The sequence below is a fragment of the Acinetobacter sp. CAU_H_78 genome, assembly GCF_058599365.1.
In genome coordinates this window covers 1,872,384-1,896,342 of the sequence record NZ_CM178652.1, presented here as the reverse complement: position 1 = coordinate 1,896,342, position 23,959 = coordinate 1,872,384, and the positions used below count along the sequence as shown (strand labels likewise).

Here is a 23,959-nt window from a genome sequence, read left to right as displayed (position 1 = left end):
TCAACTGTGGAATATAAGAAAATTAAAGAAGAGATGTATCATTAATGATATTTAGAGGGCTGTTCATTGGGATGAACAGCCTTTTTTGAAGAATAATTTATTTTCTTGGCTAATCTCTGGACTAAACTAGATTCTGATCATGACCTAGAATATTCTGGTTTACATTATTCTCTAAAATAGAAAACAGTCGCTCTTGGGCTTCATCCGTGGCCCAAGCAATGTGCGCTGTGATCATAACATTTGGATGCTTGAGTTTTAACAAAGGATGATCTGCTGCAGGAGGTTCCTGATCCAGTACATCCGCGCCAAAACCTGCAATTTGTTGATTCGTTAATGCTTCTGCCACATCTTCACTATGAATCAAACCGCCACGGCCTACATTAATCAAGATACTGTCTTTTTTCATTTGACTGAGCACAGTACGATCAATCATATATCGTGTTTCGTCATTCAATTCACAGTGCAAGGACAGTACGTCAGCAAGCTGAATTGCCTGTGTAAATGGAACATATCCTTCACGACAGGTCGTGGCATGCTTACGCTCACTAAAGATAACCTTCATTCCAAATGCTTGTGCTTTTTCTGCAAGCGATTGACCAATTTCTCCTTTGCCCACAATGACCAGATTTTTATTTTTTAGTTCACGAATGGGCGCTGCAAGATAGAAAGATACCGGACTATCTGACCAGGTTCCATCTTGGACAGCCTTAACTTGGGAGCTGAAATTTTTGATCAGGTTCATCATTAGGACAAATGCATGTTCAGCCACTGCATCGCCAGCATAGCCGCGTATATTGCAAATTTTGATATTTCTGGATTTTAATAATTCAATATCCACATGATCGTAACCTGTCGAACAAAGTGCTAATAACTTTAAGTTAGGATTATGATCGAGAATCTTTTCATCTACTTTCAGGTCACTGATGATAAGTACGTCTTGATCATGAACCTGATCATAAAACTGTTGCTGACTTAATTGCTCATATTCAGTGTATTCAACGGGAAAATTAAATTGAAATGCTTTATTTAGTAATACGCCTTTTTCAACACAAGTAACTTTTACAGTATTCATAAATATAAATATCTAAACAGAGATGTATGGTCATGACTTATTTCTTAATCAAGTCATACGCCATTTTGGTATCCTCTAACTGCACCAGCGATGCATGGCGTGCAGAAAGAGGGTCTTTATTTTCAATTGCAGTTAAAATCGCTTTATGCCGAGGCAATGAGTGGTTTTGTAAATTCGGTCTTAAACTCGTAACCTGGATAGACTGCTGTAAAGGTAAAACCAGCATTTTTGACATATAAGCAAGTAAATCATTATGAGTGGCTTTGGCAATGGAAAGATGGAAATCAATATCCGGCTGGATAAATTCTTCAATTGTTGAGGCCTGTTCCATTCCTGCATATGCTTTTTTAATATGAGCAATATCTTCTTCTGTGGCTGTACTTGCTGCGATATAAGCCAGTTCTGGTTCTAATACACGACGTACAGTAGATAAAGTTTTAAAAAATTCATTTTCAGGGGTGGATTGAATGAGCCAATATAAAATATCCGGATCAAGCAAATGCCATTCTTCTTTAGGTCGCACAACTGTACCAATTTTAGGTCGAGAATAGGTCAGGCCTTTAGCATTCAGCACACGAATAGCTTCACGAAATACCGGACGACTGACTTGATATTCTTCACACAGTTCTGCCTCTGATGGCAGCTTGGTATTTTCTGGTATTTCACCAGATACGATTTTTAGACCTAATTGCTGAACAATAAGAGCATGTTGGCTTTTACTTGGAACAGGATTTTTATAGTCGGCATTACTCATATTTAACAATTGATCATTGATGACCTCATTATGGTATAGATGACCTCATGATTTCACAAGATCATCTATATTTGAGGCACTTAATGTGAATGTCGGGGTACTTCAGAGCCTCGGCAACCTACCAAAAAGTCAAAGTCACAGCCTTCATCTGCTTGAAGTACATGGTCTACGTAGAGCTGACGGTAGCCCCCGATAAAACTTGGTCTTGGTGGTTCCGGTAAATTGGCCAAACGTTGCTGCAATTCTTCATCTGAAATGTCCAGATGTAGTTTTCCAGCATAAGCGTCGAGTTCAATGTAATCACCATTTTGGACAGCAGCCAAAGGGCCGCCGGCCATAGCTTCCGGTGCTACATGTAAGACTACAGTACCATATGCAGTCCCACTCATTCGCGCATCAGAAATCCGCACCATGTCGGTAATTCCTTTTGCCAGAATTTTTGGAGGTAATCCCATATTGCCGACTTCAGCCATGCCTGGATAACCTTTTGGGCCAGCATTCTTCAGTACAAGGACACAAGTTTCATCTACATCCAGGTCTGGATCAACGATACGTGCTTTATAGTCATCAAAGTTTTCAAAGACTACTGCACGTCCACGATGTTTCATTAATTCAGGAGAGGCCGCAGAGGGTTTTAATACAGCACCTTTTGGCGCCAAATTGCCTTTAAGAATACACATGCCACCATCATTACGAAGTGGATTATCAATTTGACGGATCACTTCATCATTATAGATAGGCGAGTTTTCACAGTTTTCCCAAATACTCTGACCATTAACAGTTAATGCATCTGGATGTGGGAGCAGATTACTTTCGCCCATACGACGTAATACTGCTGGTAGGCCACCACTATAATAAAATTCTTCCATCAGGAAGCGGCCTGAGGGCTGTAAATCAACAATTGTTGGCATACCACGACCTACACGATTCCAGTCATCCAGCTCCAGATCAACCCCGATACGGCCAGCAATCGCTTTCAAGTGAATAACAGCATTGGTTGAACCACCAATTGCCGCATTAACCTTAATAGCATTCTCAAAGGCTTCTTTAGTTAAAATTTTAGAAAGACGAAGGTCTTCTTTCACCATATCTACAATGCGCATGCCAGACAAATGCGCTAATACATAACGACGAGAATCCACTGCTGGGATTGCAGCATTATGTGGTAAAGACGTGCCTAATGCCTCTGCCATACAGGCCATAGTAGAAGCAGTACCCATGGTATTACAGGTTCCTGCGGAACGTGACATACCAGCTTCCGCAGATAAAAACTCATTTAGATCAATTTTTCCGGCTTTTAATTCTTCATGCATTTGCCAGACAATCGTACCGGCGCCAATGTCTTTACCTTTATGCTTGCCATTTAACATGGGGCCACCGGTCACTACAATTGCAGGAACATCACAACTAGCAGCACCCATAAGCAATGCTGGAGTCGTTTTATCACAACCTGTTAGCAGGACAACGCCGTCGATAGGATTACCGCGAATTGCCTCTTCAACATCCATACTCGCCAGATTGCGAGTTAACATGGCAGTTGGACGCAAATTTGATTCCCCATTTGAGAAAACTGGAAACTCAACCGGATAGCCTCCAGCCTCTAAAATACCTTTTTTTACATGTTCAGCTATTTTACGAAAATGGGCATTACAAGGAGTCAGTTCTGACCAGGTATTACAGATGCCAATGATTGGTCGGCCATCAAACTCGTGATCAGGAATTCCTTGATTTTTCATCCAGCTACGATACATAAATCCATTTTTATCAGTGGTCCCAAACCATGCTGCCGAACGAAAAGGCTTTTTGTTAGACATCGCTATATCCCTATATAGTATTACTATTTAAAATATTAAAATTAAAATACAACAAAAAAAATAGTTTTAAAAGGGTTTACAACTTAAATAGTAATACTATATTTTGTCCTTACAGATTTCTCCCTAAGCATGAAGCTAAAACTAAAAATGGAAATATGGAGTCGAAGATGGATTTCGAGAAGGATGTCATTAGGAAGGTAACATTTAAGTTAATACCCGCTTTAGTGATCTTATATTTAGTTGCTTATATTGATCGTGCTGCAGTCGGTTTTGCCCATTTACATATGGGTGCTGATGTAGGAATAGGTGATGCGGCTTATGGATTAGGTGCAGGCTTATTCTTTATTGGTTATTTTCTATTCGAGGTGCCGAGTAATTTATTATTAGACAAATTTGGTGCCAGAAAGTGGTTCGCACGAATTCTGCTTACATGGGGTTTAATCACCATGGCCATGGCACTTATTCAAGGGCCACACAGTTTTTATATTCTCAGATTTTTACTGGGTGTGGCTGAAGCAGGTTTCTTCCCAGGAGTATTGTATCTGATTACCCAATGGTATCCGGTGCGTCATCGTGGAAAAATTATGGGGATGTTTATCCTGTCACAACCGATTGCCATGATGGTAGCAGGGCCTTTAGCAGGTGCATTATTGGGGATGGACGGGATCGCCAATATGCATGGCTGGCAGTGGTTGTTTGTGATGGTCGGTTTACCAGCAGTATTACTGTCTTTACCTACCTTACTTTATCTTCCAGACAATATCAGTGCTGTAAAATGGCTGAGTAATGAACAAAAGAACTGGCTTAAAAATGAATTAGTTAAAGATGAAGCTGAATATGATCAAACACGTCATGGAAATCCGCTTCATGCTTTAAAAGATAAACGTGTACTAACTCTGGCTTTATATTATTTACCGGTCACTTTAAGTATTTATGGTCTAAACCTCTGGTTACCTACCATTATTAAGCAATTTAGTGGTGGTTCAGATCTACAAGTTGGCTTTCTCTCTAGTATCCCTTATATCTTCGGGATCATTGGTCTGCTTATTATCCCTCGCAGTACAGATAAATTAAATGACCGTTATGGACATCTTAGCTTCCTATATGCCTTAGGCGCCTGTGGCATGTTCTTTAGCGCTTGGTTGACTTCGCCTGTAATGCAGCTCATTGCACTTTCTGTTGTAGCGTTCGCTCTATTTTCAACCACGGCTGTGTTCTGGACACTTCCTGGGCGCTTCTTGACAGGTGCCAGTGCAGCAGCAGGGATTGCTCTTATTAACTCTGTTGGAAACCTAGGTGGTTATATCGGCCCGTTTGGTATCGGTTTATTAAAACAATATACCGGCAATATGGCTTCAGGTTTGTACTTTCTAACAATAGTCATGATTTTTGGTTTGATTTTGACATATTTCGTCTATGCAAAATTTGAAACCAAGAAATCTAAAACAATGAACATTAATGAAAATGCTAAAGGATAGCAGCATGAATATTATTCAGTTTGAAGATCATTCTAATCAACGTGCGATAGGTATCGTAGAAAACAATCAGGTACTAAAGGTTAAGGAAATAACTACAGTTCGTGAGCTTGCACTCTTAGCTATTGAAAAAGGTCTGTCACTCGAAAAACAAGTTGAAGCATTGGGTTTTGCAGAACAACGTTATGACTATGTCGAGCTATTAAATAATCACAAAGTATTGCCTCCTTTAGATCATCCTGATGCTGCGCACTGTTTTATATCAGGAACAGGTTTAACACATTTAGGATCAGCATCTACGCGCGACAAAATGCATCAACAGAATCTGAATGATCCAGCGTCTATGACGGATACCATGCGCATGTTCCAGTGGGGAGTAGAAAAAGGTAAACCTGAAGCAGGTCAGGTAGGTGCACAACCAGAATGGTTCTATAAAGGAGATGGCTCAATCGTTGTACGTCCTGGTACAGAATTACCACTGCCTCCTTTTGCCGAGGATGGGGGTGAAGAGCCAGAAATAGCCGGTTTATATGTAATCGGTCCAGATTTAAAACCGTACCGTCTCGGTTTTGCACTAGGCAATGAATACTCAGACCATATTATGGAGCGCCGTAACTATTTATATCTTGCGCATTCAAAATTACGGTTCTGCAGTTATGGTCCGGAATTAAGAACAGGCGATCTGCCTAAGCACCTGGTAGGTAAGAGTCGTTTAAAACGTAATGGGGAAGTGATTTGGGAAAAAGAGTTTCTTTCAGGTGAAGACAATATGTGTCATAGCCTGAGTAATCTTGAATATCACCATTTTAAATACCAACAGTTCCTCAAACCAGGGGATGTTCATATTCATTATTTCGGAACAGCCACACTGTCTTTTGCAGACGGTATGAAAGCTGAAATTGGTGATGAATTTGAAATTGAAATGAAAGAATTTGGACAACCCTTAGTTAATAGATTGGCACCAACTCAACCTGAATTACCAATTGGCTCAGTTATAACTCTTTAAGGATCTTAGATATGAATTTTGGACACAACTTTATAGCAGGTAGTCGTAGTGCAGAAGGTGATAAAATCCTTAAAAGCCTGAATGCCACCACAGGTGAGGCACTGGATTTCGATTTCCATCAGGCCACCGAACAGGAAGTCAACCGTGCAGTAGAAGCTGCCCATGCTGCATTTAAAACCTATCGCCATACTTCTCCTGAACAGCGTGCTGTTTTTCTAGAAACCATCGCAGATGAACTGGATGCACTCGGTGAAGAGTTTTTAAATACCATTTCCCTGGAAACAGCTTTACCTATTGCTCGTCTGCAAGGTGAACGCGGCCGTACCAGCGGGCAAATGCGCCTGTTCGCGAAAGTATTACGTCGCGGTGATTTCCTGGGTGCAAGAATTGATACCGCACTGCCAGACCGTCAACCTTTACCACGACCAGACTTACGTCAGGTCAAAATTGGTGTAGGTCCTGTTGCCGTTTTTGGGGCAAGTAACTTTCCTTTAGCTTTCTCCACTGCCGGAGGTGATACCGCTTCTGCATTAGCAGCAGGTTGTTCAGTAGTAGTTAAAGCGCATAGCGGTCATATGGCCACAGCAGACTATGTGGCTCAAGCCATTGAACGTGCCGTTGAAAAGACTGGCATGCCTAAGGGTGTATTTAATATGATCTATGGCAATGCAGTCGGTGCCTTACTGGTCAAACATCCCCTGATTCAGGCTGTAGGATTTACCGGTTCTCTGAAAGGTGGCCGTGCACTATGCGATATGGCAGCAGCCCGTCCGCAGCCTATTCCAGTCTTTGCAGAAATGAGCAGTATCAATCCAATGCTGATGTTACCAGAAGCCTTAAAAAACCGTGGTGATCAGATTGCTCAGGAGTTAGCGGATTCAGTAGTCCTCGGTTGTGGTCAGTTCTGTACCAATCCTGGATTGATTCTCGGAATTAAATCGCCTGAATATACCCAACTGATCGAGCAGCTCAGTGTAATCATGGCGAACAAGCCAGCTCAGACCATGCTCAATGCAGGTACTTTAAAAAGCTATACATCAGGTCTGTCTCATTTAGCCGAGCATGCAGGGATTCAACATTTGGCAGGTCAGGAACAGCAAGGAAACCAGGCATTACCTCAGCTGTTCAAAGCGGATGTGGAGCTACTACTTGCAGGAAATCAGTTACTGCAGGAAGAAATCTTTGGCCCAACCACCATCGTAATTGAAGTGGAAGACAAGGCACAGTTACTTCAGGCACTCAGCAGTATGAATGGACAGTTAACAGCCTCACTGATTGCAGAAGATCAGGATCTGGAAGAATTCGCGGAAGTAGTACCGGTATTAGAAGAAAAGGCTGGCCGTTTGTTGTTAAATGGGTATCCGACTGGGGTAGAAGTCTGTGATGCCATGGTACATGGTGGGCCTTATCCAGCCACTTCCGATTCACGTGGTACCTCTGTAGGAACTTTGGCCATTGATCGTTATCTTCGTCCGGTCTGCTACCAGAACTATCCGCAAAGTTTGTTGCCGGAGGCATTGAGAGATGAGAATCCACTAAATCTGTTAAGACTGGTCAATGGTGAAATGACCCGGGATCGTATCTGAAAGATAAGACATACATAATCAGAAGGCGGGGAACTTTATTTAACTAGGTTGCCCGCTTCTAAAACCCATAGAGGTCTATATAGACAAATGCTTGGAATGAGTTAAGTATGAATTTATCTGCTTAGCCTAGATAACCATAATCTCAATAATAAATTAAGAAACATTTAAGGATGAATGTAATGAATACTCTTGTGAAATTTTCACTAGTGGTAGGGACACTTATGCCTTTATCACCTGAGTTATTGGCAAATGAACTATTTGAAGACGGTCAATTTGATGTAGTCAACCGCAATTTTTATTTTTATCGTGATTTTAGAAATGGAGCTTCAAATCCTTCGGGCGCAAACACACAGTTAGCAGAAGAAGATAGAGAAGGCTATCGTAGTGAATGGGCGCATGGTGTCATGGCAAGGTATACGTCTGGTTATACTGATACCGCCTTGCAAATAGGATTTGATGCGTATGGCATGGCAGCTATAAAACTATACAGTGATGAACTTAAGACTGGTACGAATTTAATAGAATTTGATCCTGTAACTGGTAAGACTAAAAGCTTTAATGGAGAAGTTGGAGGTGCCTTAAAAGTCAAATATAAAGACACTGTATTGACCTATGGTAATCAATTTCCCAATGTACCAGTATTAGCGACCAATACATCTCGATTACTCCCATCTGTGAGTACAGGTGTAACTTTACAGAATACATCTATAGATCATTTAGAATTAAATGCCGGTTATTTTTATAGTATGAATCCGGTAGATTCCACAAAGGATTTAAACTTTTTTACCACAGATTATGGCCCAGCTGCAGGTATTAAAGCTGATAGTGTTAGTTTTGCTGGTGGAACCTATAAATTACCAAACACCTCCGTAACTGCTTATGCTTCTGAATTAGAAGATGTTTGGACACAATTCTTTCTAGGTGCAAATTTCCAGCATGCTCTTGAGAATAACCATAAATTTAAAGCAGCCTTTGCCGGATATAGTAATAAAGATACGGGCAAAAAAGTTGCAGGTAATATTGAAGCAAATATTGTGTCTGGATTAGTGGGATATCAGATAGATCAACATACTATTTCTCTGGGATATCAACAGGTATTTGGCAATGAACCTTTTGACTGGGTAGGATACTCCACAATTGGCGGTAATATTTCAATTTTAAATGCAGCGCAGTTTGCCAGTTTTTCTGAAGCAAATGAAAAATCACTCCAGCTTAAATATGAAACAGATCTGAGCACTTATGGATTGCCCGGCCTAAGCCTAATGGGGCGGTATATTTATGGTTGGGATGTAGACAATAGTAATAGTGACAATACTTTTTATACTCGAAGATTTATTTACGACCCTAGCAAAGACAATAAGCATTGGGAACGTAACATTCAATTAGCTTATAAGGTTGCTTCGGGTTTTGCTAAAGGTATGGATATTAAATTGCGACAAGCTACCCACCGAGCGACTAAAGGCTATCGATATAATGATATTGATGAGCTTCGGGTTATTATTGAATATCCTTTTTCATTTTAAATGACTCAAAACTCTTAAATATTTTCATTTTTAAATTTGAGTAGAGTAAATTGTTCTAGGATGATTCTTTATGAGTCATCCTGAAACTATTTTGAATTAAAAAATAATTTACATTGTTTATAGGCTATTTAAGCCATCCAAGGTTTAAATTACCTCAAGTCTCTTCTTGCGCCTTATTAGTTCGATTAAAAAAATGCACATAATTTAAACTGAAGAAAGAGTAGAAAGGTGATTATTATTTAGGTTGTCTTAAGCCTTTAGGATCAACTATCAATTTATCAGGTGCAGATCATAAATTTCGATAGGAAAGAGCAGATCTGTTTCAATTCGCTTTTTAACCCATACTTATGGAAATTACGGCCATTGATAATTTATTTTCATGATACCCAACATGTAGATAAAAATTGATGGCTAAAAACCGAATTAAGCACACATTAAGTTTATAGGTAAATTTGTCTGATTTTTAATTTAAGTAATTGAATTATAATGCTTAAATTATAATTTTTGGTAAAATTAAGCAAAATCTGAGAATTAACCCTCTAATGCACAAATCGCATGGTTTGGCAATGTGCCGATTCGAAAAAAGGTTCATTTTCACGTAGAATACTGCTGTCGGTGAATCACGCTGACAATTTTTACGAATTTTTCAGGCAAAGTTGAATATGTATTGATATTCCTTTGACTGAGGTGCAACCAGCACCACTACTTTCAAAGTTTATTTAAGTAACCGGTTCGCTGAAATTAGGCCAAAAGCCTGATGATCAGAAACTCAATCCAAAGCAAGGGGCTATATATGGCTGGTGGAAAGTCAACAATTATTTACACACTGACCGACGAGGCGCCATTATTGGCGACTTACTCTCTACTGCCGATCATTGAGACCTTTACTAAGCCGGCGGGCGTTGAGATTGTTAAGACAGACATCTCTGTAGCCGCACGCGTACTTGCAGAATTCGCAGACTATCTAAGCGATGAGCAGAAAGTTTCAGATAACCTGGCAGAATTAGGTCGTCTTACCCAAGATCCAGATACTAATATCATTAAACTCCCTAATATTAGTGCATCTGTTGCTCAGTTGACGTCATGTATTAAAGAACTTCAGTCTAAGGGCTATGCACTGCCTGACTATCCAGAAAACCCGACTACTGAAGAAGAAAAAGCAATTAAAGCGCGTTATAGCAAGTGCCTAGGTTCAGCAGTGAACCCAGTACTTCGTGAAGGTAACTCTGACCGTCGTGCGCCGACAGCAGTGAAAAACTACGCGAAAAAACACCCACATTCTATGGGTGAATGGAAACCTTGGTCACAAACTCACGTTTCTCACATGCAAGAAGGCGACTTCTACCATGGCGAAAAGTCTATGACTTTAGACCGTGCACGTAATGTGAAAATGGAACTGATCACTAAGTCTGGTGAAACTATCGTTCTTAAGCCAAAAGTTGCGCTTCAAGACGGCGAAATCATCGACTCAATGTTCATGAGCAAAAAGGCACTTTGCGACTTCTATGAAAAAGAATTAGAAGATTGTAAAGAAGCTGGCATCCTGTTCTCTTTACACGTTAAAGCGACCATGATGAAAGTATCACACCCGATCGTATTCGGTCACTGTGTGCGTATTTACTACAAAGATGCGTTTGAGAAACACGGTAAATTATTCGACGAGCTCGGCATTAACGTAAACAACGGTATGGCTGGTCTTTACGAAAAAATCGAATCTTTACCGACTTCTTTACGTGAAGAAATCATTGAAGATCTTCATGCATGCCAAGAACACCGTCCAGCACTTGCGATGGTTGATTCTGCAAAAGGTATTACTAACTTCCATTCTCCAAACGACGTGATTGTAGATGCTTCTATGCCTGCAATGATCCGTACTGGCGGTAAAATGTGGGGTGCTGATGGTAAACCTTACGACTGTAAAGCAGTTATGCCTGAATCTACATTCGCACGTATTTATCAGGAAATGATCAACTTCTGTAAATGGAATGGTAACTTCGATCCACGTACTATGGGTACAGTTCCTAACGTTGGTCTGATGGCTCAAAAAGCTGAAGAATACGGTTCTCACGACAAGACTTTCGAAATTCCAGAAGCGGGTGTTGCGAACATCACTGACCTTGAAACAGGTGAAGTGTTGATGTCTCAAAATGTGGAAGAAGGCGATATCTGGCGTATGTGCCAGGTGAAAGACGCACCGATCCGCGACTGGGTGAAACTGGCTGTGACTCGTGCACGTAACTCTGGCATGCCAGCAATCTTCTGGTTAGACCCATACCGTCCACACGAAAATGAATTGATCAAGAAAGTTGAAAAATACTTGAAAGATCATGACACTGACGGCTTAGACATCCAAATCATGTCTCAAGTACGTGCAATGCGTTACACACTTGAACGTGTTGCTCGCGGTCTAGATACCATTTCTGTAACAGGTAACATCTTACGTGACTACCTCACAGACTTGTTCCCAATTATGGAGCTTGGTACTTCTGCGAAAATGTTGTCTATCGTGCCTTTAATGGCAGGTGGCGGTATGTACGAAACTGGTGCGGGTGGTTCTGCACCTAAACACGTACAACAATTGGTAGAAGAAAACCACTTACGTTGGGATTCTCTAGGTGAGTTCTTGGCATTGGCTGTTTCTCTGGAAGAAATGGGCATTAAAGAAAACAATGCACGTGCGAAACTGCTTGCGAAAACACTGGATGCTGCGACTGGTAAATTGCTTGACAATGACAAGTCTCCATCACGTCGTACTGGCGAGCTAGACAACCGTGGCAGCCACTTCTACCTGGCTAAATTCTGGGCTGAAGAACTTGTAGCGCAAGACGAAGATGCAGAATTGAAAGCGAAATTTGCACCGATCGCTCAATCTCTTGCTGAAAATGAAGAGAAGATCGTGAGCGAATTGAATGCAGTTCAAGGCCAATCTGTAGATATCGGTGGTTACTATGCAGTTGATCCTGCAAAAGTAAATGCTGTAATGCGTCCAAGTGCTACATTGAACCAAATCATTGAATCACTAAACGCTTAATCAGGCTGTACTAGCTTTAAAGCTCGTAAAGTGAATAAAACCGGTGCTTAGGCGCCGGTTTTTTATTGTTTTTAGATATACATTTAGATAAGAAATGAAGAAATGAGATTTCAGTTAAGTTTCTGATCTATCGTTATTTGATTGAATAATCGAAATGATTAAAAAATAATTCTGAAATTGTTATATTGATTTAAAGTATAAACGCTATATTAAAAAAAGGTTTTGTTGACCTGGGTAGGGTAGAGCCATGAGTAATCAGATATTCATACGACAGACTTTCGATGGTCCGGTGGATATTGTTGGCGATATTCATGGTGAGATTGATGCGCTACAACAATTATTAGAAGTATTGGGCTACGATCTGCAAGGTCGTCATCCTGAACAGCGTAAACTGATTTTTGTCGGAGATCTGTGTGATCGTGGACCAGACAGTATCGCTGTCATTAGACAGGTCAAAAATTTAATAGAAAATGGCAATGCGCAATGCATTGTGGGTAATCATGAAATCAACTTGTTAACCGATACGCTACGGGAAGGCAATGGCTGGTTTTTTGGTTCACCGCATCAGGATGATCTCAAAACTTTTGATTCAGTTCAGGCTTCAAGTCAGGATCGTGCATGGATTCTGGAATTTCTAAACAGCCTGCCTTTGGCACTAGATGCACCTCATTTAAGAATTGTGCATGCCTGTTGGGATACGCAGGCAATTCAACAATTGAAATCTGTTCCTTTTAATTCAATCAGACAGGCTTATGATCATTTTGTCCTGAAAAATGAGCTTGAGTTGCAGACCTTGGGCTTTGATGAATATATTCAGAGTGAACAGCAGCAATATCAGGGGCAGTTCAAGGATCCAACAGCTAGCATTCCCTTATTAAAATATATCGCTGAGAAAGAGTTACGCGACCAGATGCAAAATCCGATTCGTACCTTAAGCTCAGGCGCAGAAAAAATTGCGCGACGACCAGTCTATGCAGGGGGGCGCTGGCGCATGATTGACCGTTTACCATGGTGGGAGTGTTATACAGATACGATACCTGTGGTGATTGGCCATTATTGGCGAAACTTTAAAACCACCGAAGAAAAATCCGGTCTGTTTAAGCACATTGATGCCCTGCAATGGTTTGGTCAGCAGCAGAATGTATTTTGTGTCGACTATTCAGTGGGTAGGCGTTATCGCGATCGTCAGCAACAGGCTGAGTTTGCCCATCATCTCGGGGCTTTAAGATGGCCTGAAAATCTGGTGATTTTTGAAGATGGTCAGCAGTATTTCACTCAAAAAATGACATAAAAAAAGCAGCCACGAAGACTGCTTTTTTAATGAAATTAGCGGATCATTCTACTTCTATAATTTCAAAATCGTGAGTAATCTCGACACCACCGTCGGACAGCATTTTGCTGGCAGAGCAGTATTTCTCAGCAGAAAGCTCTACCGCTTTAGCGACTTGTTTCTCTTTGATGCCTTTACCGCTGACCACAAAGTGTAGATGGATTTTGGTAAATACCGCAGGAATTGTATCGGCGCGTTCTGCTTTTAATTCACAGTGAACATCAGTAATTTCCTGACGTGCTTTCTTTAAAATCGTCACAATGTCAAAAGAAGCACAACCACCCAGACCGGTTAAAATCAGTTCCATTGGGCGAGGACCACGGTTTTCACCGCCATATTCAGGTGAACCATCCATGATGATACTGTGACCACTTTGAGTTTTTGCTTCAAAAGCAACATTCTCTAGCCAATGAACACTCGTTTGCATTGCAACTACCTAAAAAAAGCTATAAATTTACGAAGTAACTGTACACTAACATAAATTGGGTTGATAAGGAATTTCAATCCCACTGTGTGACAAGTTCACATTAGGTCTTGTGCGATCTATAAATTATCCATATTCGGAACTGTAAGCATGACTTCAAACTTTTCACAATTAAGCACAGACGCACTTTCGCCGGGGCAACTACCTGAATCAGTGAAAGCGTTATTAAAACGTGCATATATCAATCGCTATCCAAAACGTACCACGATCGTGGATGCAGGATCAGAATCTAAATCGCTGTATTTAATTCTGAAGGGGTCTGTATCTATCATTCTTCGTGAAGATGATGAACGTGAGATTGTGGTAGCTTATTTAAATGCGGGAGACTTCTTTGGGGAAATGGGTCTTTTCGAAGCAAATCCACAGCGTACTGCAGAAGTGCGTACTCGTGATGTCTGTGAAATTGCTGAAATTACCTATGAAAACTTTCATGAAATTAGCAAACAATATCCAGACCTTAGCTATGCAGTTTTTGCCCAGCTGGTTCGCCGTCTGAAAAATACCACACGTAAAGTGACTGACCTGGCATTTATCGATGTGTCTGGTCGTATTGCACGTTGTCTGATTGACCTGTCATCTCAGCCAGAAGCGATGATCTTGCCAAATGGTCGTCAAATCCGTATTACCCGTCAGGAAATTGGCCGTATTGTTGGGTGTTCACGTGAAATGGTCGGTCGTGTTCTAAAAACGCTAGAAGAACAGGGTATGATTGAAACCGATGGTAAGGCGATTCTGATTTTTGATGCATCGCTGGAAGAACCTGAAGTAGTAGCTGCTGGCGAGTTCGAGGACGAATAAGTCAAAAGCGTGATAAAAAGCAAATCTTCGGGTTTGCTTTTTTTATTCCTGTTTAAAAATTTCAGCCTGATTCAGAACATAACAAATTGGCACAAGCTTGTTAGAAAAGATGATTTAAGTCCGCCTTATAATTCCGATAGGCTATAGCAGACTTGCTCTTGATAAATAACAGATAAACTTAAAGGATATTTTTATGCAATTCAGACCATTGGCGGATACGGGAATCTTATTGCCAGAAATCTGTTTGGGCACCATGACTTTTGGTGAGCAGAATACTCAGGAAGAGGCTTTTCAGCAATTAGACTATGCCCTGGATCAAGGTTTATATTTCTGGGATACCGCAGAAATGTATCCGGTGCCACCCAAGCCGGAAACTCAAGGTGCAACTGAACGCATTATTGGTAACTGGATTGCTTCACGTGGTGGTCGTGACAAACTGTTTTTAGCTTCGAAAATTGCCGGTCCGTCACAAGGTGGTAGCCATATCCGTGATGGTCAGACCCGATTTGTGGCAGATGAGATTGCATCAGCAATTGATAATTCATTGTCACGTTTGCAAACTGATTATATCGATCTGTACCAATTGCATTGGCCACAGCGTGCGACCAATTTCTTTGGCAAGCTGGGTTATGGCAATGCAGAAGCTGCAGATGATCGTGCTGTCACGAATCTGGAAGAAACCCTGACTGCTTTGCATGACGAAATTAAGAAAGGTCGTATTCGTTATATTGGCCTGTCCAATGAAACACCTTGGGGCACCATGAAGTTCCTGCATCTGGCAGAGAAACTGGGATTGTCTAAATTTGTTAGTGTACAAAATCCGTATAGCTTGCTGAATCGCACTTATGAAATTGGTATGTCGGAAATTGCCAAATATGAAGGTGTAGGTTTGCTGGCTTATTCTCCATTGGCATTTGGTTATCTGACTGGTAAGTTCCGAAATGGTGCACGTCCAGCCAATGCACGTGTGACTTTATTTTCACGTTTTAGCCGTTATAGCAATCCGGAAAGCGAGTGGGCCGTCGAGCAGTATGCACAACTGGCTGAGCAGCATGGCCTGACCTTAACCCAGTTGTCACTGGCTTTCATTAAACAGCAGTTCTTCGTGACCAGTACTATTATTGGTGCGACCAACTTGGATCAGCTCAAGGAAAACATTCAGGCGTTTGACGTGAATCTTTCTGAAGAAGTCCTGCAGGGCATTGAAGCCATTCACCGTCAGCAACCCAATCCGGCACCATAATTGTTCAAGTGTTCTCTTTAAATGCCCTTCAAGTGAGGGCATTTTTGTATCAATAAAGGATCAAATTTAATGATAAACAACATAGCAAGAAAAGGATAAAGGCAGCATAATCAAAACAAGATTCATCAATAGAATTTGACAAAAATGAATAATGAAACGGATATTTCTAAATCCCAAGTATTAGCTATAGCAATATTCAACTTAGCTGAGCATTTGCAATTGCAAGAATCTGAGCTTGCATTAGTTCTGGATCTATCTGAAGCAGAATTATCGTCAATCATAAATCAAAAAGAATTAGAACCAGATACTACCGCAGGTAAAAGAGCAATAACTTTAATCAATATCTATCAAGCATTATTTGGTCTGAATGGTGGAGACTTGAGCTGGATGCGCCAGTTTATCAATTCGCCTAACAAGCTTTTGGATGAGCAAACGCCAAGATCCTTGATACAAACAGAACATGGTTTGAGTGCAGTATTGCGATTACTAGGACGCTTGCAACCGCACTAAAGGTCTTTCTCTATTTTCTACCCATCCGAAAAATAGCAGAGTAAATTAAATCAGATATTCATTATTGATCTTCACTTTAAAAATTCTACTTTCGCTCACTTGAAATATTTTCATTGAATACCAATATTAATACTGATAACTCTGTCTTTTATTTAATTAAAGTTTTGAAAAATATATAAAAAATTATTTGAAATTTTATTTACAGCACCCATATATCCATCAAGTAGAAAATTTGTTGTGAGGAATAACAAGAATGCGTTTTGAGAAATTTACCAATCGCTTACAGCAAACCCTTTCCGATGCGCAATCTCTGGCAATGAGCAAAGATCATGCTGCCATTGAAGGGATTCACATCTTGTCCACCTTGATGGAAGAAGCATCGAATGTGAGCTTGCTGCAACAGGCTGGAGCGAACCTGCGTGAACTGCAAAGCAAAGTACAAACTGTGCTAAATAATGTAGCTACGCTCGGCAATCCCTCTGCCGATATCAATATCAGTCAGGAAGCAGCCAAAGCCCTGCATCTTGCGGACAGTTATGCACAGAAAGCAGGAGATGAGTTCCTGTCCACTGACTGGGTATTACTGGCACTTGCAGAAACGGGTGCCACCAAAACCTTATTAAATAGTATTGGCGTAAAAACTGAAAATTTACGACAGGTTATTAATCAAATTCGAGGCGATGAAAAAGTCATGAGCAATAATCATGAAGATCAACGGGACTCACTGAATAAATATACGATTGATTTAACTGAACGTGCCATGGCAGGCAAACTGGACCCGGTGATTGGTCGTGATGATGAAATCCGTCGTACGATTCAGGTGCTGTCACGCCGTACCAAAAACAACCCGGTACTGATCGGTGAACCGGGTGTCGGTAAAACTGCGATTGTCGAAGGTCTAGCACAACGTATTGTCAATGGTGAAGTTCCAGAAGGACTGAAAGGCAAACGTGTCTTATCTCTGGACCTTGGTTCTTTGCTAGCAGGCGCTAAATATCGTGGTGAGTTCGAGGAACGTCTAAAAGCCGTTCTGAAAGATCTGGCTAAACATGAAGGCGAAATTATCCTGTTCATTGACGAGCTGCATACACTGGTGGGTGCCGGTAAAGGCGATGGTGCCATGGATGCGGGTAACATGCTGAAACCAGCATTGGCACGTGGTGAACTACGCTGTGTCGGTGCAACGACTCTGGATGAATATCGTCAATACATTGAAAAAGATGCAGCTTTAGAGCGTCGTTTCCAGAAAGTGCTGGTGGATGAGCCAAGCGTGGAAGATACCATTGCGATTCTGCGTGGTCTGAAAGACCGTTATGCGACTCACCATGGTGTGCAGATTCTGGATTCTGCAATCATTGCTGCGGCGAAAATGTCGCATCGTTACATCACAGATCGTCAATTGCCGGATAAAGCCATTGACCTGATTGATGAAGCAGCATCTCGTATCAAAATGGAGCTGGATTCTAAACCTGAAGCGCTGGATAAACTCGAACGTCGTCTGATTCAGCTGAAGATGCAGCTTGAAGCTGTGAAAAAAGATGCAGACTCTGGTGCACAAGGTGAAGTGAAACACCTGGAAGAGCAGATTGCCACTGTAGAGAAAGAGTACAGCGAATTGGAAGAAATCTGGCGTGCCGATAAAGCGCTGGTAGCAGGCAACAAAGATATTCAGGTGAAACTGGATCAGGCTCGCATTGCGCTGGAAAAAGCCCAGCGTGAAGGTGATCTAGCTGAAGCAGCACGTTATCAATACGGTGTGATTCCTGAACTGCAAAAACAGTTGGAACGTATTGAAGCGGCTGAAGAAAGTGAAGCACCAAAACTGCTACGTGACAAAGTCACTGACAACGAGATCGCTGAAGTAGTCAGTGCTGCGACCGGTATTCCTGTAGCGAAAATGCTGCAAGGTGAGCGTGACAAACTGCTGCATATGGAAGACTTCCTGCATAACCGTGTTGTTGGTCAGGAAGAAGCCGTAGTGGCTGTATCTAATGCTGTACGTCGTTCACGTGCTGGCTTGTCAGATCCAAACCGTCCAAGTGGTTCATTCCTGTTCTTAGGTCCAACAGGTGTGGGTAAAACAGAATTGACCAAAGCCTTGGCGAACTTCCTATTCGATAGTGACGATGCCATGATCCGAATCGACATGTCCGAATTTATGGAAAAACATTCGGTGAGCCGCTTGGTCGGTGCGCCTCCGGGCTATGTCGGTTATGAAGAAGGTGGTGTGCTGACTGAAGCGGTGCGCCGTAAACCATATAGCGTAGTGTTATTTGATGAGGTCGAAAAAGCGCATCCGGATGTATTTAACATTCTGCTGCAAGTGCTGGACGATGGTCGTCTGACCGACTCACAAGGCCGTGTGGTGGATTTTAAAAATACCGTGATTGTGATGACTTCGAACCTGGGTTCACAAGATGTCCGTGAGCTGGGTGATAAAGCAACTCGTGAAGAAGTCCGTACAGTGGTGATGAATGCGGTATCGGAACATTTCCGTCCAGAGTTTATCAACCGTATTGACGAGCTGGTGGTGTTCCATGCACTGGAAAAAGACCAGATCCGTGGTATTGCCGATATTCAGTTGAACCGCTTGCGTCAACGTCTGGCAGAACGCGATATGCGTCTGTCTGTGGATGACAGTGCTTTCGATCAGTTAATCGAAGCTGGCTTTGATCCGTTGTATGGTGCGCGTCCATTAAAACGTGCGATCCAGCAACGTATTGAAAATGGCTTGGCACAAAGCATCCTAGCAGGTGAGTTTGGTCCTGGTGATACCATCGTCGTTCGTGGTGAAAGCAGCGAACTGGTCTTTGAAAAAATGAAACTCAGCTAATACAAGTTCTCCTCGCAACAAAAAACCCAGCCTAGGCTGGGTTTTTTGTTATCTTATATTCACACCTTACATTTTTGGATGGGTAATTTTCCAGGCACGGTGAATTTTTTGATTACGCTTGAAGTCTGGACCAATGGTTTCATGCGTGATTTCTTCTACGTCATATAAACCTTCAATCATTTCATCCATTTCGAAACCACGATAGTTGTTCGAAAAATACAAAGTGCCGTCAGTGGTTAAACGGTTCATGGCACGCTTCAGCAAAGACACATGGTCACGCTGAACGTCGAAAGTCCCGTAGAATTTTTTCGAGTTAGAGAATGTCGGCGGATCGATAAAGATCAGGTCATATTGTTCATGACCTTCTTTCAGCCATTCAAAACAGTCAGAGGCGAAGAACTGATGTTGCTGATCGGCATGGTCTACAGTCAGGCCATTTAGAACAAAGTTCTCTTTTGACCAGTTCAAATAAGTATTAGACAAATCCACGCTGGTGGTACTCGCAGCACCACCTAAAGCTGCATGCAGGCTAGCAGTAGAGGTATAGCTGTACAGATTCAGGAAGTGTTTACCTTTGGCTTCTTTGGCAATACGCAGACGCATCTGACGGTGATCCAGGAACAACCCGGTATCTAGATAATCCGTTAAGTTCACCAGAATCTTGGCTTGACCTTCCTGCACGATAAAACGCTTAGACGCGGTACTTTGTTTGGTGTACTGGTTTTTACCTTCCTGACGGGCACGGGTCTTGATAAAGATCGCATCACGGCCCAAACCGGTCACGGCACGAATCGCCTGTAGAGCCAAATTGAAACGTTTTTTGGCTTTTTCAGGATCGATTTTTTTCGGTGGTGCATATTCCTGAACATGCAGACGTTCGCCGTACAGGTCGACTGCTACGTTAAAGTCTGGTAGGTCAGCATCATACAAACGCAGGCAGTGAATATTTTCTTTTACCGCCCATTTTTTCAGGGTTTGCATATTCTTGGTCAGACGGTTGGCAAATTCCATTGCACCTTCGATCGGCTCGAATTGTTGCGGCTGCCAGCTTTCCAGGAAAGGACGTGTGACTGCTGCCGGTTTTACTGTACCAAAACGGATATAGATCGGCAGTTTACCGTTCATCAAACGCAGAATTTGTGGATCATTGAACGCCAAGACATCGGCCTGTTCCACCTGAGCAGCAATGACTGCCGCTTTCTGATTCGGGAAATTCTTTTGCAGCAGATTAGACAGACCCAGATACAAGGCACGGTTAGATGCCTTATCACCAAGGCGCTCACCGTACGGTGGGTTGGTGACGAAGAACACTTTCTTGCCTTCAGCCTGGAAATCTGGCCAGTCATTCAAAGTACGCTCTTCGATCTTGATCTGATCGAGGGCTGATTCAAAACCTGCCGCAATAATGTTCTGTTTAGTGGCTTTCACCGCTTCCCAGTCGGCATCAAAGGCATAGAATTTGGGTAATGGGTTTTCTAGCGCAGCTTTATGACGTTCAGCCGCTTCAGCTTTAATACCCATCCATAATTCATGATCATGACCATTCCAGCCATTAAATCCGAAACGACGCACTAGACCTGGGGCACGGTCAGTCAGAATCATTAGTGATTCAATAATAAACGTCCCTGAACCACACATTGGGTCAACTACAATATCTGGGTTGATGTCTTTCAGGCCGCCTTTTTGCAGGATCGCAGCCGCTAGGTTTTCCTTGATTGGTGCTTCAGTCATAAAGCGGCGATAGCCACGTTTATGCAGAGAATCACCGGATAAATCTAAACAATAAGTGTGTTCTTTTTTACCAGCCAGAATGTACATAGTAATTTCTGGCTGTTTGGTATCAATACTTGGGCGCTTGCCCACAGCTTCCATAAAGGAATCGACGACGCCATCTTTGGCACGTAGAGTCGCAAACTGGGTGTTGACCTTAATATCACGTTCAACGTGCAGACGAATTGCAAAGGTGCTTTGTGGTGCAAAAATCAGTGACCAGTCGAAGCTCATCGCACCTTCATAAAGCTCTTCTGCAACATCACGCGCATCGTGGGAGAATTCGATTTCATGCGTATGAATTGGCATCAGGACACGAGAAGCCAGACGAGACCACATACAGATGCGGTAAGCATTTTCAAGCGTGCCTTTGAAGGTCAGACGACCTGGGAAACGTTCAATATCCTGAACACCTAAACCTTTGATTTCTTCTTCTAATAAGGTTTCCAGACCATCGGCACAGGTGACCCAATAATTGCTTAAACGTGAAGAGGTATTCATAAAATAGAGAGACCGGAAAAGAATAAATAAAAAACTGCGTTCAGTTTAGCGTATTTTGCCTGTTAAAGCTTTGGAAATTTTTTAAAATCGAGCATATACAGCCTAGTTTTACTCATCCTAAAAAGTGCTAAATATTAACTTAAAAAGCAAACTGAAAATTTATGAAATAGCTAAGATTACACAATACCAATAGGGGGGATTTTTGATTAAATCTTTTATTTTACAGATGGATATCTGATGAATATTAAACTAATTCACAATGCTAGCTCTTCAAGTGCGACCATGTTGTATGTGTGATTTAAAAAAATAAATAATCGGGTTATTGATGTGATGGATCTGATGCAGGGTTGTTCATATGCACCTCATGGCATCAGCATTACTCTAAAAGTAAAAGCTAAAATTGGGTCACTTATGTCAAGTGATCGAGACTAAGAATTGATTAGCCAGACGAAGATCGAATCTAAAACAAAAAAGACGCTGACCTAATATTGCTCAGGGGTAGATCAGTTTTCATTCATATCAATTTATAACTCACATAACTTATTTATTAATTTTGGTACGTTTATTGCTCTATCTAATATCAATGAAGCTGTAATGCTGAGGGGAATCATTACAGCTTCATCTTTATTCTTAATTATTATTTCGGAGGGGCTTAGATGTTGGATCTTCAATTACGCAGGAATGAGGCATTTTCAATCGCTACCTTGATTTATGCACGTTTAAGACGAGTAACTGGGCGAGTAATTGATGCCATGTATCTTGCAGAAAATATCCACTATGCAAAGCATGTGATTGGGCTGGCAGAGCAGACTGAAGATCCTGAGCTTTTACATCTGGTCAACCGCTTAAAAACCACTCTAGATTTATCGTCATTTTCAGAACTGCAGGCTGAAGAACAGGCGGAAAAGGAACTGATTTCTGTGGAACCAAGCGAAGAAGATATCTACCGCGCACAGGTTTCACATCATTATATTGGCGCATTGCGCTAATTGGGGGATTGGGTGTGGATGCTCCAGACTGAAGCACTCATGTTTAAATGAAAAAACAAGCATGTAGATAAACAGGTTAAATTATCTTATTGAAAAAATACATGGGAATTTAAATTTCCATTCTTATTACCGAGATGGTTTTTGTACAACCGAGCTCTTTATCAACTATAAAGATTCGCTAATCTCTGTATAATACGTTGACTTAACGTATAAGGAATCTCTCATGCACTTGGCGGCATTGCATACACCGAGCCAGATTCAACTCAACAAAGCAGGTAATCTTAAACATTTCCTGACCATCGAAGGTCTTTCTAAAGAAACTCTTACAAAAATACTGGACACTGCGTTGTCCTTTTTTAATGACCAAAATCAGCTGATCACCAATAATTTGCTCGAAGGCAAAACGGTGATGAACCTATTTTTTGAAAATTCTACCCGAACGCGTACTACATTTGAAGCAGCGGCCAAACGTCTGTCTGCCAACGTCCTGAATATCGATATTGCCCGTTCAAGTACCTCTAAAGGTGAAACTTTACGTGATACCTTGTGGAATCTTGAAGCCATGGCGGCAGATATCTTCGTAGTACGTCATTCATCTTCAGGTGCAGCACACTTTATTGCCAAAGATGTTTGTCCGAATGTCGCTATTATTAATGCAGGGGATGGTCGTCATGCCCATCCAACTCAAGCGATGCTGGATATGCTGACTATTCGCCGCGAGACTAACAAAAAATTTGAAGATATGTCGATTGCCATAATTGGTGATATCAAGCATTCGCGTGTAGCACGTTCAGATGTGGCGGCACTGCAAACCTTAGGTTGTAAAGATATTCGCGTGATTGCACCGAATACGTTGTTGCCATACGGTTTTGATGACTACAGTGAAGATGTACGCCTGTTCAATAATATGGAAGATGGCATCAAAGACTGTGATGTGATCATTACCTTGCGTATTCAAAACGAGCGTATTGATTCGCCAGCGCTGTCTTCTCAGGCTGAATTCTACAAAATGTATGGCCTGAATAAAGAACGTCTTGCCCTAGCCAAGCCGGATTGTATCGTGATGCATCCAGGACCAATGAACCGCGGTGTGGAAATTGATTCCAGCATTGCAGACGGTCCACAATCCGTGATTCTGAAACAGGTCACTAACGGGATTGCTGTACGTATGGCGGTACTGGCACTGGCGATGCAGGGGCAGTTACAGGAACAGGGTTTGATTGAAGCGATTGCGGTATAA

17 protein-coding genes are annotated in these 23,959 nt (G+C 41.8%); 12 read left to right on the top strand and 5 right to left on the bottom strand.

Annotated elements, in window-relative coordinates; all coding sequences use genetic code 11:
* Positions 1–121 precede the first annotated feature (121 nt).
* The 3 genes from AC4MCD_RS09150 to AC4MCD_RS09140 form a co-directional block, all read right to left on the bottom strand.
* Positions 122–1,072: a D-2-hydroxyacid dehydrogenase gene (locus AC4MCD_RS09150; RefSeq protein ID WP_491875941.1), complete on the bottom strand. Its 951-nt coding sequence runs from the start codon at positions 1,070–1,072 to the stop codon at positions 122–124.
* A gap of 37 nt (positions 1,073–1,109) precedes the next feature.
* Complete coding sequence (locus AC4MCD_RS09145; protein ID WP_491875940.1) at positions 1,110–1,826, bottom strand: FadR/GntR family transcriptional regulator; 717 nt, start codon at positions 1,824–1,826, stop codon at positions 1,110–1,112.
* Positions 1,827–1,906: 80 nt separating this feature from the next.
* Positions 1,907–3,640, bottom strand: coding sequence for an IlvD/Edd family dehydratase (locus AC4MCD_RS09140; RefSeq protein ID WP_419365882.1), 1,734 nt, complete (start codon positions 3,638–3,640; stop codon positions 1,907–1,909).
* 167 nt (positions 3,641–3,807) lie between these two features.
* Between AC4MCD_RS09140 and AC4MCD_RS09135 the strand changes: the two genes are divergently transcribed.
* From AC4MCD_RS09135 to AC4MCD_RS09110, 6 genes are all read left to right on the top strand, one after another.
* Positions 3,808–5,118, top strand: a complete 1,311-nt coding sequence (locus AC4MCD_RS09135; protein ID WP_216073597.1) for an MFS transporter — start codon at positions 3,808–3,810, stop codon at positions 5,116–5,118.
* A gap of 4 nt (positions 5,119–5,122) precedes the next feature.
* Positions 5,123–6,121, top strand: a complete 999-nt coding sequence (araD1, locus tag AC4MCD_RS09130; protein ID WP_419365881.1) for an AraD1 family protein — start codon at positions 5,123–5,125, stop codon at positions 6,119–6,121.
* A gap of 11 nt (positions 6,122–6,132) precedes the next feature.
* Positions 6,133–7,707, top strand: a complete 1,575-nt coding sequence (locus tag AC4MCD_RS09125) for an aldehyde dehydrogenase (NADP(+)) (RefSeq protein ID WP_491875939.1) — start codon at positions 6,133–6,135, stop codon at positions 7,705–7,707.
* Between the two features lie 179 nt (positions 7,708–7,886).
* Positions 7,887–9,230 (top strand): OprD family outer membrane porin, encoded by a 1,344-nt coding sequence (locus AC4MCD_RS09120; protein WP_491875938.1) that lies wholly within the window; start codon positions 7,887–7,889, stop codon positions 9,228–9,230.
* Positions 9,231–10,023: 793 nt separating this feature from the next.
* A complete protein-coding gene (locus AC4MCD_RS09115; protein ID WP_419374907.1) occupies positions 10,024–12,261 on the top strand; it encodes an NADP-dependent isocitrate dehydrogenase in 2,238 nt (745 codons plus the stop codon).
* Between the two features lie 247 nt (positions 12,262–12,508).
* Positions 12,509–13,552 (top strand): metallophosphoesterase, encoded by a 1,044-nt coding sequence (locus AC4MCD_RS09110; RefSeq protein ID WP_491875937.1) that lies wholly within the window; start codon positions 12,509–12,511, stop codon positions 13,550–13,552.
* Positions 13,553–13,595: 43 nt separating this feature from the next.
* Here AC4MCD_RS09110 and AC4MCD_RS09105 read toward each other — a convergent pair whose 3' ends face one another.
* Positions 13,596–14,018 carry an OsmC family protein gene (locus AC4MCD_RS09105; RefSeq protein ID WP_419365566.1) on the bottom strand — a complete coding sequence of 141 codons (423 nt, stop codon included), beginning with the start codon at positions 14,016–14,018 and terminating at the stop codon, positions 13,596–13,598.
* Positions 14,019–14,165: 147 nt separating this feature from the next.
* On the opposite strand from AC4MCD_RS09105, the gene crp reads away from it, so the two are divergent.
* The 4 genes from crp to clpB all read left to right on the top strand — a co-directional run bounded on the left by crp (position 14,166) and on the right by clpB (position 19,459).
* Positions 14,166–14,873, top strand: coding sequence for a cAMP-activated global transcriptional regulator CRP (crp, locus tag AC4MCD_RS09100; protein ID WP_419365567.1), 708 nt, complete (start codon positions 14,166–14,168; stop codon positions 14,871–14,873).
* Between the two features lie 193 nt (positions 14,874–15,066).
* On the top strand, positions 15,067–16,116 hold the full coding sequence (locus AC4MCD_RS09095; RefSeq protein WP_159123982.1) for an NADP(H)-dependent aldo-keto reductase: 1,050 nt from the start codon (positions 15,067–15,069) through the stop codon (positions 16,114–16,116).
* 144 nt (positions 16,117–16,260) lie between these two features.
* The gene (locus tag AC4MCD_RS09090; RefSeq protein ID WP_491875936.1) at positions 16,261–16,626 is read left to right on the top strand and encodes an antitoxin Xre/MbcA/ParS toxin-binding domain-containing protein; all 366 of its coding nucleotides are present in this window, start codon (positions 16,261–16,263) and stop codon (positions 16,624–16,626) included.
* A 253-nt stretch (positions 16,627–16,879) separates the two neighbouring features.
* Positions 16,880–19,459, top strand: a complete 2,580-nt coding sequence (gene clpB / locus AC4MCD_RS09085) for an ATP-dependent chaperone ClpB (protein ID WP_491875935.1) — start codon at positions 16,880–16,882, stop codon at positions 19,457–19,459.
* Positions 19,460–19,525: 66 nt separating this feature from the next.
* On the opposite strand, the gene rlmKL is transcribed toward clpB, so the two are convergent.
* A complete protein-coding gene (gene rlmKL / locus AC4MCD_RS09080) occupies positions 19,526–21,730 on the bottom strand; it encodes a bifunctional 23S rRNA (guanine(2069)-N(7))-methyltransferase RlmK/23S rRNA (guanine(2445)-N(2))-methyltransferase RlmL (RefSeq protein WP_005235042.1) in 2,205 nt (734 codons plus the stop codon).
* A 656-nt stretch (positions 21,731–22,386) separates the two neighbouring features.
* On the opposite strand from rlmKL, the gene AC4MCD_RS09075 reads away from it, so the two are divergent.
* Both AC4MCD_RS09075 and AC4MCD_RS09070 read left to right on the top strand, forming a co-directional pair.
* Positions 22,387–22,719: a hypothetical protein gene (locus AC4MCD_RS09075; RefSeq protein WP_034170006.1), complete on the top strand. Its 333-nt coding sequence runs from the start codon at positions 22,387–22,389 to the stop codon at positions 22,717–22,719.
* A gap of 223 nt (positions 22,720–22,942) precedes the next feature.
* Positions 22,943–23,959 carry an aspartate carbamoyltransferase catalytic subunit gene (locus AC4MCD_RS09070; protein WP_034702102.1) on the top strand — a complete coding sequence of 339 codons (1,017 nt, stop codon included), beginning with the start codon at positions 22,943–22,945 and terminating at the stop codon, positions 23,957–23,959.

Excerpts from the sequence above, each read along its gene's own strand:
- AC4MCD_RS09150 (WP_491875941.1), bottom strand. The coding sequence starts at position 1,072 with ATGAATACTGTAAAAGTTACTTGTGTTGAAAAAGGCGTATTACTAAAT.
- AC4MCD_RS09145 (WP_491875940.1), bottom strand. The coding sequence starts at position 1,826 with ATGAGTAATGCCGACTATAAAAATCCTGTTCCAAGTAAAAGCCAACAT.
- AC4MCD_RS09140 (WP_419365882.1), bottom strand. The coding sequence starts at position 3,640 with ATGTCTAACAAAAAGCCTTTTCGTTCGGCAGCATGGTTTGGGACCACT.
- AC4MCD_RS09135 (WP_216073597.1), top strand. The coding sequence starts at position 3,808 with ATGGATTTCGAGAAGGATGTCATTAGGAAGGTAACATTTAAGTTAATA.
- araD1 (WP_419365881.1), top strand. The coding sequence starts at position 5,123 with ATGAATATTATTCAGTTTGAAGATCATTCTAATCAACGTGCGATAGGT.
- AC4MCD_RS09125 (WP_491875939.1), top strand. The coding sequence starts at position 6,133 with ATGAATTTTGGACACAACTTTATAGCAGGTAGTCGTAGTGCAGAAGGT.
- AC4MCD_RS09120 (WP_491875938.1), top strand. The coding sequence starts at position 7,887 with ATGAATACTCTTGTGAAATTTTCACTAGTGGTAGGGACACTTATGCCT.
- AC4MCD_RS09115 (WP_419374907.1), top strand. The coding sequence starts at position 10,024 with ATGGCTGGTGGAAAGTCAACAATTATTTACACACTGACCGACGAGGCG.
- AC4MCD_RS09110 (WP_491875937.1), top strand. The coding sequence starts at position 12,509 with ATGAGTAATCAGATATTCATACGACAGACTTTCGATGGTCCGGTGGAT.
- AC4MCD_RS09105 (WP_419365566.1), bottom strand. The coding sequence starts at position 14,018 with ATGCAAACGAGTGTTCATTGGCTAGAGAATGTTGCTTTTGAAGCAAAA.
- crp (WP_419365567.1), top strand. The coding sequence starts at position 14,166 with ATGACTTCAAACTTTTCACAATTAAGCACAGACGCACTTTCGCCGGGG.
- AC4MCD_RS09095 (WP_159123982.1), top strand. The coding sequence starts at position 15,067 with ATGCAATTCAGACCATTGGCGGATACGGGAATCTTATTGCCAGAAATC.
- AC4MCD_RS09090 (WP_491875936.1), top strand. The coding sequence starts at position 16,261 with ATGAATAATGAAACGGATATTTCTAAATCCCAAGTATTAGCTATAGCA.
- clpB (WP_491875935.1), top strand. The coding sequence starts at position 16,880 with ATGCGTTTTGAGAAATTTACCAATCGCTTACAGCAAACCCTTTCCGAT.
- rlmKL (WP_005235042.1), bottom strand. The coding sequence starts at position 21,730 with ATGAATACCTCTTCACGTTTAAGCAATTATTGGGTCACCTGTGCCGAT.
- AC4MCD_RS09075 (WP_034170006.1), top strand. The coding sequence starts at position 22,387 with ATGTTGGATCTTCAATTACGCAGGAATGAGGCATTTTCAATCGCTACC.
- AC4MCD_RS09070 (WP_034702102.1), top strand. The coding sequence starts at position 22,943 with ATGCACTTGGCGGCATTGCATACACCGAGCCAGATTCAACTCAACAAA.